Source organism: Paenibacillus sp. FSL R5-0527 (assembly GCF_038008055.1).
Classification (GTDB): Bacteria; Bacillota; Bacilli; order Paenibacillales; family Paenibacillaceae; genus Fontibacillus; species Fontibacillus macerans.
In genome coordinates this window covers 3,434,248-3,449,088 of the sequence record NZ_JBBOYI010000001.1, presented here as the reverse complement: position 1 = coordinate 3,449,088, position 14,841 = coordinate 3,434,248, and the positions used below count along the sequence as shown (strand labels likewise).

14 protein-coding genes are annotated in these 14,841 nt (G+C 52.9%); all 14 read right to left on the bottom strand.

Features of this window, described 5'->3' with window-relative positions:
- Positions 1–14 precede the first annotated feature (14 nt).
- The 14 genes from NYE69_RS15240 to NYE69_RS15175 all read right to left on the bottom strand — a co-directional run bounded on the left by NYE69_RS15240 (position 15) and on the right by NYE69_RS15175 (position 14,840).
- Positions 15–1,352 carry a cytosine permease gene (locus NYE69_RS15240; RefSeq protein WP_328272407.1) on the bottom strand — a complete coding sequence of 446 codons (1,338 nt, stop codon included), beginning with the start codon at positions 1,350–1,352 and terminating at the stop codon, positions 15–17.
- Positions 1,353–1,392: 40 nt separating this feature from the next.
- Positions 1,393–1,761 carry an OsmC family protein gene (locus NYE69_RS15235; RefSeq protein WP_328272408.1) on the bottom strand — a complete coding sequence of 123 codons (369 nt, stop codon included), beginning with the start codon at positions 1,759–1,761 and terminating at the stop codon, positions 1,393–1,395.
- A gap of 27 nt (positions 1,762–1,788) precedes the next feature.
- Positions 1,789–2,427 (bottom strand): TetR/AcrR family transcriptional regulator, encoded by a 639-nt coding sequence (locus NYE69_RS15230; protein ID WP_430126704.1) that lies wholly within the window; start codon positions 2,425–2,427, stop codon positions 1,789–1,791.
- 189 nt (positions 2,428–2,616) lie between these two features.
- Entirely contained in the window at positions 2,617–3,948 is a 1,332-nt protein-coding gene (locus NYE69_RS15225) for an LLM class flavin-dependent oxidoreductase (RefSeq protein WP_340926833.1), read from the bottom strand.
- Positions 3,949–5,307: an LLM class flavin-dependent oxidoreductase gene (locus NYE69_RS15220; protein WP_340926832.1), complete on the bottom strand. Its 1,359-nt coding sequence runs from the start codon at positions 5,305–5,307 to the stop codon at positions 3,949–3,951.
- A gap of 29 nt (positions 5,308–5,336) precedes the next feature.
- On the bottom strand, positions 5,337–6,332 hold the full coding sequence (locus NYE69_RS15215; protein WP_340926830.1) for an ABC transporter ATP-binding protein: 996 nt from the start codon (positions 6,330–6,332) through the stop codon (positions 5,337–5,339).
- Positions 6,329–7,312 (bottom strand): ABC transporter ATP-binding protein, encoded by a 984-nt coding sequence (locus NYE69_RS15210; RefSeq protein ID WP_340926828.1) that lies wholly within the window; start codon positions 7,310–7,312, stop codon positions 6,329–6,331. Before NYE69_RS15210 ends, NYE69_RS15215 begins: the two co-directional genes overlap by 4 nt.
- 44 nt (positions 7,313–7,356) lie before the next feature.
- On the bottom strand, positions 7,357–8,274 hold the full coding sequence (locus NYE69_RS15205) for an ABC transporter permease (protein ID WP_340926827.1): 918 nt from the start codon (positions 8,272–8,274) through the stop codon (positions 7,357–7,359).
- Between the two features lie 46 nt (positions 8,275–8,320).
- Positions 8,321–9,862 (bottom strand): ABC transporter substrate-binding protein, encoded by a 1,542-nt coding sequence (locus NYE69_RS15200; RefSeq protein ID WP_340926826.1) that lies wholly within the window; start codon positions 9,860–9,862, stop codon positions 8,321–8,323.
- A gap of 41 nt (positions 9,863–9,903) precedes the next feature.
- Positions 9,904–10,824, bottom strand: a complete 921-nt coding sequence (locus NYE69_RS15195; RefSeq protein WP_340926825.1) for an ABC transporter permease — start codon at positions 10,822–10,824, stop codon at positions 9,904–9,906.
- A gap of 3 nt (positions 10,825–10,827) precedes the next feature.
- Positions 10,828–11,388, bottom strand: a complete 561-nt coding sequence (locus NYE69_RS15190) for an OsmC family protein (protein ID WP_340926824.1) — start codon at positions 11,386–11,388, stop codon at positions 10,828–10,830.
- Between the two features lie 273 nt (positions 11,389–11,661).
- On the bottom strand, positions 11,662–12,531 hold the full coding sequence (locus NYE69_RS15185; protein ID WP_340926822.1) for a LysR family transcriptional regulator: 870 nt from the start codon (positions 12,529–12,531) through the stop codon (positions 11,662–11,664).
- 231 nt (positions 12,532–12,762) lie between these two features.
- Entirely contained in the window at positions 12,763–13,404 is a 642-nt protein-coding gene (locus tag NYE69_RS15180; RefSeq protein WP_340926821.1) for a YczE/YyaS/YitT family protein, read from the bottom strand.
- Complete coding sequence (locus tag NYE69_RS15175) at positions 13,401–14,840, bottom strand: glycoside hydrolase family 1 protein (protein ID WP_340926820.1); 1,440 nt, start codon at positions 14,838–14,840, stop codon at positions 13,401–13,403. The genes NYE69_RS15180 and NYE69_RS15175 overlap by 4 nt, the downstream gene beginning before the upstream one ends.
- Between the last annotated feature and the right edge of the window lies 1 nt (position 14,841).

Genomic DNA, 14,841 nt, shown 5'->3' with positions numbered 1-14,841 from the left:
GCCTAGGCTTAAGATCAGTAGCCGGTGGAATCCTCGGTGGACTTGCCGAGTTCGAACGGTATCCGCAGCGCCCGAAGTACCCCGGTGATAATCGGGTAAATAAGCAGACCCAGGATGGTGGAATTAATCGGACTGATCCCCCACGCGATATGGGAGGCGATAAGCCCGGCCGCAATGACGGCCAAGATCGCCGCCGCGTTGATGGCCGCATACTCCGTTCCCTGTCCGAATGCATACTTTCCGCGGCGCACAAACCAATGATCCGCAATCATGACCCCAGCAATCGGCGGTACATATACCCCTAAGAAGTTCAGAAAAGGCACGAAATGATCCTGATACCCGGTCAAAGCGATCACGATGCCGAGTGCGCCCATGACAATCACAAGAATATATTTCGGCAGCCGCACGACATTGCGCAGCCCCAAAGCGCCGGTATAAAGATTGTTGTCATTGTTGGACCACTGGGCAAAGACGAGGATCAAAAAGGCGAAAAAGCCCATGCCCAGCTTGGCCATTACGGCCGGAATGTTCGGGGTCGAACCGAGCTCCGGAATCTGGGCGGCAAAGGTCATGGCCGCACCGGCGATCACCGAGAAGATACCGCCGATGAAATACCCGGCCGCTGCGCCGAATCCGCCGGAGAAAGGGGTTTTCCCGTATCTCGTTACATCCGGAAAAACGACGGCCCCGAGCGCTGCATTGCCGACCACCAGCGTAACCCCGGCAAAGAGGCTCATCAGATCGCCTGTCGGCTGCACCGCAAATAAATTGGCGAATCCGCCCGTTTGATCGGCGGCGACCCAAATGCCCCAGATGGACAGCAGAACGACCATCGGCACAGCTACAAAACTGAGGTACGTAATGCCTTTGTACCCGATCAGCGCGGTCAGCATCATCAGCGCGCCGCCCCAAATGATGGCCACGTTCGGATCCGCAAACCAATATCCGGGGAACATCTGCTCGATGGTGGAGCCGAAGAAGGCGACCTGCCAGCCGAACCAGCCGATGCCCATGGTGAGCGAGAGCAGAATTCCGAACAGGCTGGCCCCCGTCCGGCCGAAAGCTTGTCTGGCCAGCACGGTGGTGGAAACGCCATATTTTGCGCCCATCCAGCCTTGAAAAAAGCCGTATACCGCCAAGATCAGCATGCCCAGCAGTCCGGCCAAAATCGCCTTTCCGAAGGTCATGCCCGCCGCTAACGAACCGCCGACAAAAATGGTGGACAACGAAATAATCCAGCCGCAGCTGGTGAAAGCAACGTTTAACAATCCTTTTCGCTCGGATTGCGGTACTGCCTGAATGGCATAATCATCCAGTGTAACAGGTTTCGTCTGTTGTGGTGCCGTTGACATGTGGATTCCCCCGTTTTCGTGAATATGAGCTTACCGCCCTTTATGCTTTTATTTCGTATTCAATCTCGGCGCCCCGTTTGATCGTATTGCCGATGGTGCAGATTCTGGAGGCTTGGGTAAGCAGCCTCTCCTTATAAGGCTCTTCCAAATAAAAAGGGAGCTCCACCTGTACGCGGAATTTCTCCACCCGCGGCGAGCCTGCCTGCGCTTTGAAAGGTTCGACTTCCACACGAAGCGCTTCGTCCGTGATTTCATCCTGTTCCAGGAGGCGAACCAGCGAGACGGCAATACACATGCCGAGCGCCTCGCACATAATATCCATCGGCGAAAATTCAGCGCCTTCCGGCGGTTTATAAGCATAATCGCTTGTCGTTCGATAGGAGCTTCCGTCCCACGCTACAGTAATCAATGCTGTCCCTTCTTTCCATCCGGTTAATTAGATGCCCAGCAATCCGAAGAATTCGAACCTGGCCGTCTGGGCCGAAATTTCGTCCAGCGTAATATCCGACAACGGCGACTCCGGAGCCTGAGGGCCGAACAGCCATCTGGCGATCATCCCTTCAATAAGGCTCATCAGCATCGCCGCCCGCAGCTTCGGGTCGATGGTCTGCGGGAGCATCCCCAGTTCCATGGCCCGTTCTATGTTGCGCCGGAAAGCCTGCTCCATCTCGATGCGTGCCTCGCTCGCCGCCTGGCGGATCGCTTCGTCGGAAGCCCCGCTGCCCAGCAGCAGCTCCATCAGATACCGGTTCGCGCTGGCAAAACGGAACAGATTTTTCAAAAGGGCTTCGGATGCTTGAACCATGTCAACCACCGTGCCCGAATGGGTCCGGTACCCCTGTGAAATCACCTTGGAAATTTCCTCGCGTCCATTGGCGATAATCTCCAGCGCGATGGCCTCTTTGCTTTTGAAATGCCAGTAGAACGTGCCCTGCGCCACGCCCGCCTGATGCACGATGTCCGATATTTTGGTTTTGTGATAACCATTTTTGGCGAATAATTCAACCGCGATACTCAGCAGCTCCCGCCTTCGTTCCATGCTTTTTCCTGAGTAAGCTTCCTCCGGCAACGCCATCCCTCCCGATTGACTCGTCAGTCAGTTTTTTGTAATTAATCCTATCTAAAAACTATGAATTCGTCAATGGGAAATTCCCGTAAAAGATTTGCCGCCGGTTAACGGCGGGGTGAAACCCAAACAAGGCCTTTCTTCAAAGCGGACGCACCGGGCTTCCATTCCTTGAGAAAGGCTCTTTATTCTTCTCTTCTATGTGTTTGATAAGGTGGATACAGTAGAATGGCGGTTCGCCGGCACAGGCAAACCAAGGTTTTCCCTTAGCGTGCCGCCTTCGTATTCGGTTCGGAACAGGCCGCGATTCTGCAATTCAGGAATGACGCCATCGACAAAATCTTCAAAACCGCCCGGCACATAAGGGGGCATAATGTTAAACCCGTCAGCCGCAAAACCTTCGAACCATTTCTGGATATGGTCGGCCAGTTGGATGGGCGTACCGACTACGATCCGATGCCCGCGCGCTCCCGCAACCTCCCGGTATAACTGGCGCAGGGTGAGCCCCTTGTCCCGGGCCAGCTTCATCAGCAGCTGAGGCCTGCTCTTGCGGCCGCTCGATTCCGGAATATCCGGAACAAGGCTGTCCAAGGAGTAGCCGTGCAAATCGTAATCAAAACGCTCCTGCAGCGTCGCATATGCCTTGGTATCATCAATGAAGCTTTGCAATTCCTCGTATTTGTCCCGGGCTTCCTTCTCCGTTGCCCCGATAACGGGGAACAATCCGGGCAGGATATGAAGGTGCTCGGGCCGCCGGCCGTATTTCGGCAGCAGCCCCTTCAGGCCGTTGTAGAACGCCTGCGCATCTTCGAAGGTTTGCTGCGCCGTGAACACCACCTCGCCAATCCGGGCGGCCAGCTCCTGCCCCGGTCCCGACGAACCGGCCTGGATGATCACGGGTTGCCCTTGCGGGCTTTGGGATACATTCAGCGGACCCTTCACAGCGAAATATTTGCCCTTATGATTCAGCTCATGCACTTTACGCTTGTCGATGTACTCCCCTGTCTGCTTGTTCACAATATAAGGATCCGGTTCCCAGCTGTCCCAAAGCCCCTTTACGACCTCTACGAATTCCGCCGCGCGTTCGTACCGGACACTGTGCTCCAGATGATCCGTTTGGGAGAAATTCAGGGCCGCTTCACGGGTTGATGTGGTCACTACGTTCCATGCGGCCCGGCCTTGGCTGAGCTGATCCACCGACGCGAGCAGACGAGCCAGATTAAAAGGATCGTAATAGGTCGTTGAGGCCGTCACCGCCAGACCAATCCGGCGGGTGACGGTGGACAGCGCCGCCAGCAAAGTGATCGGCTCAAAGCGGGCCACGACGGATGGTGAACTGTCGGCCGACGTTGTCAGTCCATCCGCCAAAAAGATCATATCCAGCTTCGCCCGCTCCGCGGTCTGGGCAAGCTGCTTGATCAGCTCAAAATTTTCGCTCCCGGACTGCGCTTGGGGATGCCTCCATCCAACCGCATGATGGCCTGCACCTTGGATAAACAGCCCGAGCTTCAGCTTCAGCTTCCGACTCATCTATAGCCGCACCCCTTCCTGTTCCTGATGTTCCGCCGCGAATTGATTGGCCGGGCGGGCCAGCCCCAGATTCTCGCGCAGGGTCGTACCGCGATAATCGGTATGAAACAGCCCTCTACGCTGCAGCTCGGGAATGACCAGATTGGCGAAATCCTCGAGTCCTGACGGCAGCGCCTGCGGGCGAATAACAAACCCGTCGCAGGCTTCCCTGGCAAACCAGTGCTCCAACTCATCCGCAACCTGCTCGGCCGTGCCGGCAAAGGTGCGATGCCCGTTGCCTCCGGAGACCCGCTCAATCAGCTGGCGGATCGTGAGCTTCTCGGCTTCGATCATATTTTTCAGCAGCTCGAAGCGGCTCCGGTTCTCATTAATGGCGGCGGGTTCCGGCAGCTCCGGCACAGGACCGTCAAGCGGGTAGGAGAAAAGGTCCACCTTCAGCCGCTTGGAGAGCCGATGCAGGCCCAATTCGGGAATGATGGATTCGCGAAGCTCGGCCTCTTTTTCCTTGGCTTCCGATTCGGTGGCGCCGACAATGACGCTGAAGCCCGGCACGATTTTCACATCATCGGGGTTGCGCCCGTATTTTAGGACCCGGGATTTCACGTCCGCATAGAAGGCCTGGGCATCCTCCAATGTCTGCTGGGCCGTATAGATCAGCTCCCCGATACGGGCCGCCAGCTCCTTGCCGTCTTCCGAGGAACCGGCCTGGGCCAGCACCGGATAACCTTGGGGCGGGCGCGGCAAATTCAAAGGGCCTTCCACCGCAAAAATATCACTCCGGTGCCCTACCGTATGAATCCGGTCCACATCGGCATAGATCCCTCCGGCTTTGTCAAAGAGCAGCGCCTCGTCCTCCCAACTGTCCCACAGCTTGGTGGCAAGCTGCACAAACTCCAGCGCGCGCTCATATCGCGCGGTATGCTCGAAATTACGTTCCCGGCCAAAATTGAGATGCGTCTTCCCGATGCCGGTGGTGACGATATTCCAGCCCGCACGCCCGCCGCTCAGATGATCCAGGGAAGCAAACAGTCTGGCCGTGTGGTAGGGTTCCGTATAGGAAGTGGATACGGTTGCCACAAGCCCGATCCGGTTCGTTACCGCCGCCAGGGCGGATAGCAGCGTATAAGGCTCCAGGCGGTTTAGCGCCTGGAACTTCACATTTTCCCCCAGCTCATAACCATCCGCCAAAAATACGGTATGGAACTTGGCTTGCTCGGCAAGCTGAGCCATTTTTTTGTACAAGGTAAACTGCGTGACCCCTTCAGGCTCGGCTGAAGGCAGCCTCCAGGCGGTCTCGTGAAAACCGGTGCTGTTCATAAAAAAATTCAATATCATCTGGCGATTCCGATGCGTGCTCATTCGTTCCTTCACCTCAGCCTTTTTTTGGATTATGTCAGCGGAAAGTGACACGCCGCACGGTGACCCGGCATATGCTCTTTGAATGCAGGCCGCTCGCGCCGGCAAATGTCCCGGGCAGCCGGGCAGCGCGTATGAAAGCTGCACCCCTCAGGCGGGTTGGCCGGACTGGGAACCTCCCCCTGCAGCACAATACGCTGCTTGTTCTCCCGCGGATGCGACACGGGAATGGCCGACAGCAGCGACCGGGTATACGGATGCAGCGGACGCTTAAACAATTCATTCCTGCCTGCCAGCTCAACCATTTTGCCTAGGTACATGACAGCGATTTTGTCGCTGACAAACTTCACCGTGGCCAGACCGTGTGCGATAAAAATAAACGTAATGCCATGCTCCCGCTGGAGCTTTTTAAGCAAATTCAGAATCTGGGCCTGGATCGATACATCAAGCGCCGATACCGCTTCATCACAGACGATCAGCTTGGGCCTTAAAGCCAGCGCTCTGGCGATGCTGATGCGTTGTCTCTGCCCGCCGCTGAACTCATGCGGATAGCGGTTCAAATGAAACTCGCGCAGGCCGACGGTTTCCAACAGCTCGATCAGCCGGCTCTCCAAGGACTCCCCTCTCGGCAGCCCATGGATGCGAAACGGCTCGGCGATTATATCGCGAACCTTAAGCCTTGGATTAAGCGAAGAGTACGGATCTTGAAAAATCAGCTGCAGGTCGGCCCGTACGCTAAGCAGCTGCCTCTCGGACATACCGGTCAGCTTCCGGCCCTCAAACCATACTTCGCCTCCGGTCGGCTCCTGCAATTGAAGGACCAGTTGACCAAGCGTTGACTTGCCGCAGCCCGATTCCCCGACAATCCCCAGCGTCTCCCCTTTATTCACAACAAAGCTAAGATCATCCACCGCCCGGACGAGCCCTTTTTGGGTGCCCAGCCAGCCCGTTCTGTAGGGATAATATTTTTTCAGGCCGGTTACTTTCAAGAGCGGACTTGCTTCGTTCTCTACAATAGCGCTGCTCATGATTCCCCTCCCTGAATCAGCGGGTAAAAGCATCTCACCGCATGGCCCGGATGCACCCGCTCCAGCTCCGGCTTCTCCGTTTCGCACCGTTTGGCCGCATAGGGACATCTCCGCTGAAAAGCGCAGCCGCGCGGGAGCTCGTGCAGTCCCGGAACCGATCCCTTGATGGAATACAGCTCCTCCTGCTCCTCATAAATCCGGGGAAGCGACCTGAGCAGGCCGGATGTATACGGATGGAGCGGCTCGTCGAACAGCCTGCTGACCGGCGCTTCCTCAACAATCTCGCCGGCATACATGACCATGACCCGGTCGGCCATTTCGGCAACAATCCCTAGATCATGGGTGATCAGAATCACGCCCATATTGCGGCTGCCGCTCAGCTCCTTGATGGTTTCAAGGATCTGGGCCTGAACGGTAACATCCAGCGCCGTGGTCGGTTCATCCGCAATCAGCAGGCTGGGGTTGCAGGATAAAGCAGAGGCAATCATCACGCGTTGTCTCATCCCGCCCGAAAGCTGATGGGGAAAATAATGCACCGCTTTTTCCGGGCTCGGAATGCCGACGATCCGCAGCAGCTCCACGCTTTGAAGCCTGGCCTCTTTCCGGCTTAAGCCCGCGTGCGTTCGCAGCGCCTCCGCGATTTGGCTGCCAACGGTAAATACAGGATTAAGTGAAGTCATTGGCTCTTGAAAGATCATCGATATTTCATTGCCGCGGATTTTTCTCATTTCGTGTTTGCTCAAATCCAGCAGGTTGCGCCCTTTCAGCCTGATCTCGCCGGCAATTTCCCGGCCGGATGAATCAAGAAGGCCGATAATCGACAGGGATGTCACACTTTTGCCCGAACCCGATTCTCCGACAATGCAGAGCGTCTCTCCTCTTTTTACCTGAAATGAAACCCGGTTTACCGCAGGAACGAGACCTTCCCTTGTCCTGAAAGACGTACGCAGTTCCTTTACTTCCAGCAGCACTTCGGGCATACTCTCATCTCCTCCCTAATTGGCTTAACCCGCACGCCCATGTTCTATTTCAGTTTGGGATCCAGCCAGTCGCGCAGCCAATCCCCCACAAAAATAATCGCCAGCACCGTAAGCGTGATAGCGAGTCCGGGAAAAGTCGCCACCCACCAGCTTGTCGCCAAATACTGCCTGCCGTCGCTGAGCATGCCTCCCCACGAGACCGCAGGCGGCTGAATGCCCAGCCCCAAAAAGCTCAGCGCCGCTTCGGATATAATGACTCTGCCCACGCTCAGTGTAGCAATCACGATAAAAGAAGACATCATGTTCGGAAGAACATGGACGACCATAATCCGGAGCGCTTTGGCTCCGCTGACGCGGGCAGCGCGCACATAATCGCGCTCGCGAACGCTCAGCACTTCACCGCGGACCAGCCGGGTATAATTGACCCAGCCGGTGATGCCAATGACAAAGATCAGGGTGCCAAGCCCTTCGCCAAGCACCAGCATGAACAGCATCATGAACAAAATGTTCGGAATCGAGACAAATGCATCCGTCACCCGCATAATGATTGCATCAACCCATGAACCGTAATAACCGGACAACAAACCGAGCGCAATGCCGATAAGGCCCGAGATCGCCACGGAGCAGAAACCGACGATGAGCGACACGCGGGAGCCATAGATGATTCGGCTCCATATATCCCGGCCCAGCCCGTCAGTCCCCAGCATATATTCCCGTGAACCGCCCTCCTCCCAGGCCGGAGGAAGCAGCTTCAGCGCGATTGCGGCTTTTGCCGGATCATGGGGCGCAATATAAGGTGCCGCCAGCGAGATCGATACGATCAGCAGCAGCATAATCAAGCCGACGGCGCCGGTCTTGCTTTTCAATAATCGCTTCAAGCCCTCCCCCGGTTTACGAGTGTCTGTACGGGAGGACAGAGCAGGCAAGGCCGGGGAAGCTTCTGCCTGAACGGATTCGGCCATTTCCATCCCCTCCAGTCTCCATGAAAAATGGTCGCTGCGCTCCGGGTCATTCTTTGAGTGTGATGTCCTCCACATAGAACATTTCGTCCGGACGCGGCGTGAACTCGATTCGGTTGTTGACTCCATAGTTGAATTTATTTTGATACAGGAAAATTCTCGGGCGATCCTCAGCCAAAATCTCTTGTACTCGCTGATACTGCTTTTCCCTTTCCTCGTCATTCAGATTGACGGCGGCTTGCCGCAGCAGCTCATCCACTTCCGGGTTGCTGTAGTCGGTCTGGCCTTTGGCGTTGTCCGATCTGAATATTTCCAGCGGCAGCGGGGCTTCAAACATGGAGTTGCCTTTGCCCTGAAGCGCCAGTTCCTTAAAGGTGTTGGAGTTGTCTTTTTGCTTGTATTGGGTCTGTTCCAAAATTTCAAGGTCGACTTTAAAGTTGGCCTCCGCCAGATAGGCGGCAATCGCTTCCGCTACTTCTTTCGTACTGGCCGGGCTGCTCAGCGTCAAGTCCACGCCGTCCGGATATCCGGCCTCGGCCAGCAACTGCTTGGCGCGTTCAGGATCGTAAAGGTTCGTGTCGAACAGATCCGGATTAAAGCCAAGAATGCCCGGCCCCACGGCTTGCTGAGTAGGCACGCCCGCTCCTCCCAGCACATTGTCCACCAATGCCCGCTTATCGATGGCAAGCTCAATCGCTTCGCGAATCCTGGGATCGGCCGTGACCGTACCCGGGGTCTGGCGTACGAGCAAGCTCTGAACCCTGGCGCTCTCAAGTTCGGTATAGTAGGTTTTGCCGCTGTCCTTCACCCGCTGAATATCACCCGGCGGAATGATGACCGCGATATCAACGGAGCCGGTCAAAAGCTCGGAGATGCGTGTTGTCGCTTCGGGTATGGTACGAAAAACGACCCGGTCCCACTTGGGCTCGCCACCGTAATAGTCCGTGTTTTTAACCAATTCGACCCGATCGTCTTTAATCCATTGCACAAACTTGTAAGGCCCTGTACCCACCGGCGCGCTGTTAAAGCCTTCCACGCCTTTCTCCTGGAAATAGGCCGCCGGCAAAATGCCGGAGCTGATGCGGCTGAGCCTTGACAGCAAAATCGGGTCCGGTTCCTTCGTAATGATATCGACGGTAAAATCATCAATCACATCCACACGGTCAATGATGTTATAGGAGGAATAGTCGATCAGGGACGGATCACGAGCGGCCCGCTCCAGCGTGAATTTCACGTCGGCAGCGGTAAACGGGTCGCCGTTATGAAATTTGACTCCCTCCCTCAGCTTGAAGCGCCATGTCAACTCGTTCGTTCTTTCCCAGGAGACGGCAAGGCCCGGCAGTTTCTTTTTCGGGTCGGAGCCATCCTTTTTCACGAGATAATCAAACAGATTGACATGAATCGATTCAACTTGCGTATTGCCGTGGTCATGAACATCAAAGGTGATGTTGTCAATGGTGTTGGCGATGGTCAGCACCTTCTCTCCCCCACTGCCTCTGCCGCTGGCAACACCTCCGCCGTTGCCGCCGCAGCCGGTGATCACCAGTATCCATACGAGTACGGCCAATGGCATTTTGATCCATCGTTGCATGTTTTCCCCCGCCTTTCTCGAACTAAATGGACCAAAGAGACCTATGAGCTGTATTTGATCCGCGGATCGAGCAGTTTATAGGTAATGTCCGTGAACAAATTTATTAAAATGACAATGAATGCTATTACAAACACCGCGGCCTGAATGATCGCCATATCATGCGTATTGATCGCTTGGACAAGCAACTGCCCCATCCCCGGCCAGGAGAATACCGTTTCCGTAACCAGAGAGCCGCTGAGCAGATTGGTGAACTGCAATCCGGAAATGGTCACGACCGGAATCAGTGCGTTGCGCAGAGCATGCTTGCCCAAAACGATGATTTCCCGCAGTCCCTTGCTTCGGGCTGTTCGGATGTAATCCTGACCGATAATATCGAGAAAGCTCGATCGAATGAGACGTGTCATTTCCGCCGCAATGCCGGAACCCAGCGTGAGGGCGGGAAGAATCAAGTGGGACAAGCCGCCTCTGCCCGATACGGGAGTCCATTCAAGCTCCACGGAGATCAGCAGGATCAGCATGATGCCGACCCAAAAGCTGGGCATCGCTTTGCCGAGAACCGATATGCCCGAGATCAGCAAATCCAGAAAAGAGTTTCGTCTGACCGCCGACCAGATGCCAAGCGGAATGGATAGGCAGCACGCCACCGCCATGGAAGCCGCCGCCAGCTCGAAGCTTGCGGGCAATCTCTCCAATACGATCGGCAAGGCGGTTTGTCCGTAGCGGAAGGAATCCCCGAAATCTCCCTGCAGCAAATTGGATACAAAAATTTTATACTGCACCCATACCGGCTGATCCAGGCCGAGAGCCACCCTTAAGACTTCCCTGTCTTCCGGTGTAGCTGTATCCGGGAGCAGCATGGACACGGGATCGCCGGTGACATGCACTAGGATGAACACTATCAGGGTGATGATCAAAAGCACCGGAATCACTTGCAGCAGAGAGCGGATGAGATACTTGGCCATAGGCTATTTTCCTTGGGTCGCGGCTTTTTTCCCGGAATCGTTGGCAGCGTTCAGCACTACTTCACCCGTAATCGTCTGCGGGTTAAGCAGCAAATTGTAAATCGGGCAGACTCGCTCGACGGTTTCGTGAAGATGCCTAATTCTCTCCGGCTCCTCATTAGAGGTAATATGAATTTTGTAATGAATGTTATGGGGGTAGATGGGAATCTCTTCGTATCCCTCTTGTCCGGCCAGCGGATGCTCCTGCCCATGAACTTCAACTTCCAGCGATTCCAGCGAGACCCCCAGCTTGGCAGCCTGGATCAGCGTGATATGGGTCAAGCAGCTCCCCAGAACGCCTAACTGGATCTCCGGAGATGCCGGTCCAAGACTGTAGCCCGCAAAATTTTCCGGACTATCGCTGATGATCTGAAAATCCCGGATGCGGATTTCACGGACCCCGCTCCTTCCTGCCGCACGTACTCTGGCCGAATAGTTTCTTGGCTGGGGATTGGCAAGCGCCTGCTCATGAAGCTTCTGTGCAGCGGCTCTTTTCTGGGCAAGGTATTCGTTTAATGTGGTCATAGGTGGTTGTCATCTCCTCTTTGCTCTACTTTTTGCTTACAACACTGCAGCTCGTGTCACCACCAAAACCCCGAACCCGGGACATTTATTCATCTTTATCCCATGGTTTTAGTAGGTATTAGAACGTGGAATCCCCGTCTTCTTCATGACACTGCGCTTAATGTGAAGTTGTTATTCACTTTAACCGAACTGACCTAATAAATAAAATACGAAATCGTGATGACAGGCCATATGAAATTCCTATGACTATTATATTGCGGGTTGAACTATCTATTAGTGAAATTGGTCGAAATCGATCGCTTTCATAAACTGCACAAAGGCCCTTACCTGATTAAGCTGCAACGATTCCTCATGATAAAACATGAACGTCCGGCGAATGATGGGCTCGCCTTTCTTGTTTTTAATTTGGATTTGCATCAGTGGTTCCCCGCTGAAATACAAACCCGGCATAACGGCATAACCCAGACCGCTCAGTACCATTTCTCTGGCGGAATCCGCGTGATCCACTTCCATCCCGACCTTGGGCGGCACGGAATAGTGATCCGACCACCAATTATCGATTTCGGCCTTCAGCGCGAAATCCGTAATGTAATCGATTCGCGGCCGATCCGGCAGCTCGTCCAGCGTTAAAGGCTCCTTGGACACGACACACAGCGTATCCTGGAACAATAAATGCTTCCCCTCATTCCATGTGTAATCGCCCCGAACGAATCCGATATGAATATCGTGATTGAAGATCATGTTGTGAATGGACTTGCTGCGGCCGGTAATCACCTTATATTCAACCTCAGGATACAACTCCTTAAACATCTTCAGAACCCGGGGAAGCTTGTTTTTCGTAAAAAAATAGCCGACCCCAAGCCTGAGCGTCCCCGTGACCTGTCCTTCCAAATTAAGCAGATCATCTTTGATTTTTTGATATTTTTTGATCATTTCCTCAGCGGCCTTGGCCATATATTCGCCTTGAGAGGTAAAATCCACGCCGCGTCTTCCCCGCTGGACGATCGTAATATCAAATTCCTTCTCAATCTGTTGGATCCGAGCTGTCAATGCAGGTTGTGACATAAACAAACTCTGGGCCGTCTTGGTGATGTTCCGATGCTTGTAAAGCTCCTGCAGGATGCGCCAATCCCGGGTTTCCAATTCATATCCCTCCGTTCTGTATATGGCAATCCCTTGGTTCAAAGGAATATTTAAAATAATATATATCACTTCTATTTAAATGTATAGTTTTTATATCGATTTAGTATGATTGAACCATTTAAAAAGAACAAGAGAGCTTTGATCCAACAAAACAGCGCCGCATACCTTTGTAATCAGGTTGCGGCGCTTCGCTGTTTCATTAATACATTCTGATATTATCGAAGCCCGAGGCTATTTCTCCAATTTTTTTTGCAGAGGTATAGATAGAAGCTTTTCGAGCAGCAAGGTGCCTGGACCCGTTAAAGCAAAAGCTATGACCGTTCCGATCCCCACGATCCCGCCGAACAAGAATCCGGTGCTTAAAAAGATCGCGTCTACACCGATTCTGCCGAGATCATACCTGATTCCTAATTTTGATTCCGTATATCGCAAAATCGCGTCTAAGGCGTACATGCCATTGCCAAAATTCATCAACAACACATAAGTCATGGAGAAACAAAAGTTAGCCAGGATGACGATGACGATTTTGCCTACTAGCGATAAATCCGCCAGCTCCATATTGGCAATAAACGGATGAATCCAATTAATCAAGGGCCCGATCAAAAAGGAATACATGATGGAAGAAAAACCGATCGATTTACGATTTAACAAAAGACCCGCAGCCAGAAAAACAATACTTACGGAAAAGCTTGCAAGACCGACACTAACTCCAAGACTTTTATGCAATCCATCCAACAAAACCGTTAATGTATCGGAGCCTATATTGCACTCGATAAATAAATTAACGGCTAGGGCGCTTAACAGCGTGGCAACGACCACAATCATCAAACGCCCGCCAAATTTCCCAAGGGCCGGGAGATTGCGCAACCTCAATCCAAGTCTTCTCCATTGGAAGCAATCACTTTTTGCATCCAGTAAAAGCTGTCTTTCCGGAGGCGCTTTTTGCTGCCCTTGCCGTAATCATCCTGATCCACGTAAATAAATCCGTAGCGTTTGCTCATTTCCGAGGAAGAACAGCTAACGATATCAATAGGCCCCCAAGCATAATAGCCTCTTAGATCCACCCCATCCTTAATGGCTTCTTTCATTTGCTCGATATGAGCCCGGTAATAGTCCACCCGATAAGGATCATGGATGGTATCGTCTTCTTCCAATTGGTCATGGTAGCCAATCCCGTTCTCCGTGATATAAATAGGGCACTGATACCGGTCATAGAACAGGTTGAGAAAAGTGCGCAGACCGATCGGATCAATCGTCCATCCCCAAGGGTTGGCCGGAAGTTCGGTATTGCGGTAAGGACCTGTTTTGTTTTTCATGCTCTCTTCATCGACAATACGAGTGTAGTAATAGGAGAACGACATAAAGTCGGCCGTATGCTTCAATGCTTCTTCGTCGCCCTCTGCAAATTCGACGGTAATATTGTTCTCGTGAAAATAACGGAAAGCATAACCGGGATAATATCCACGCAGTAACACATCGGAGAAGAAGTACTCCATTTGATTATTGCGAACGGTGGCGAAGACATCTTCCGGTTTGCAGGTTGCCGGATAGGCCGGTCCCCCGCAGAGCATCATCCCGATCTGCAAATTAGGATCCAGGCTTTTGGCATACTTCGTGACCAAACCGCAAGCCACAAATTCATGATGCACACCTTGATATTTGGCGGAGGCTAAATCATCCACTACATCTTCCGCAATGCCCAGATGATTAAAGGATTCGTGAATAATTAAGTTGATTTGATTAATAATAATCCAGTATTTTACTTTTTTATGATAACGATCCAGAATCACTTGGCTAAAGCGGACGAAGAAATCGATCATTTCCCTGGAGTACCACCCTTTATAGGCCAGGGTCAAATGCAGCGGCATTTCGTAATGGGACAGGGTGATCATCGGCTCCATGCCATTCGCAATAATTTCGTCGATCAGATCATCGTAAAATTTTAAACCTTCTTCATTTGGCTCCGCTTCGTCACCATTTGGAAAAATTCTTGTCCAATTGATTGAGGTGCGGAAAGTCTTTAGTCCAAGTTCACGGAGCAATTTCAAGTCTTCTTTATAAGTGTGATAAAAATCGATTCCCCAACGTTTCGGAAAAACGCGATCCTCGCTTTGCATAGCTTCCTTAACATAGTCCGTAGTCAGTTCCAAATTGTACTTTTTATCTAACGGAATTTCATCCGTAAATTCATTAATATCCGCTACACTTAACCCTTTTCCGTTCACATTATAGGCACCTTCCGCTTGATTGGCGGCGATGGCTCCCCCCCATAAAAAATCGGAGGGGAATCCTGTTGGAATGTTCTTCATT

Bases quoted from the DNA above. Each gene is read 5' to 3' on its own strand.
- NYE69_RS15200 (WP_340926826.1), bottom strand. From the start codon at position 9,862: ATGCAACGATGGATCAAAATGCCATTGGCCGTACTCGTATGGATACTG.
- NYE69_RS15220 (WP_340926832.1), bottom strand. From the start codon at position 5,307: ATGAGCACGCATCGGAATCGCCAGATGATATTGAATTTTTTTATGAAC.
- NYE69_RS15190 (WP_340926824.1), bottom strand. From the start codon at position 11,388: ATGACCACATTAAACGAATACCTTGCCCAGAAAAGAGCCGCTGCACAG.
- NYE69_RS15215 (WP_340926830.1), bottom strand. From the start codon at position 6,332: ATGAGCAGCGCTATTGTAGAGAACGAAGCAAGTCCGCTCTTGAAAGTA.
- NYE69_RS15230 (WP_430126704.1), bottom strand. From the start codon at position 2,427: ATGGCGTTGCCGGAGGAAGCTTACTCAGGAAAAAGCATGGAACGAAGG.
- NYE69_RS15205 (WP_340926827.1), bottom strand. From the start codon at position 8,274: ATGGCCGAATCCGTTCAGGCAGAAGCTTCCCCGGCCTTGCCTGCTCTG.
- NYE69_RS15240 (WP_328272407.1), bottom strand. From the start codon at position 1,352: ATGTCAACGGCACCACAACAGACGAAACCTGTTACACTGGATGATTAT.
- NYE69_RS15225 (WP_340926833.1), bottom strand. From the start codon at position 3,948: ATGAGTCGGAAGCTGAAGCTGAAGCTCGGGCTGTTTATCCAAGGTGCA.
- NYE69_RS15195 (WP_340926825.1), bottom strand. From the start codon at position 10,824: ATGGCCAAGTATCTCATCCGCTCTCTGCTGCAAGTGATTCCGGTGCTT.
- NYE69_RS15175 (WP_340926820.1), bottom strand. From the start codon at position 14,840: ATGAAGAACATTCCAACAGGATTCCCCTCCGATTTTTTATGGGGGGGA.
- NYE69_RS15210 (WP_340926828.1), bottom strand. From the start codon at position 7,312: ATGCCCGAAGTGCTGCTGGAAGTAAAGGAACTGCGTACGTCTTTCAGG.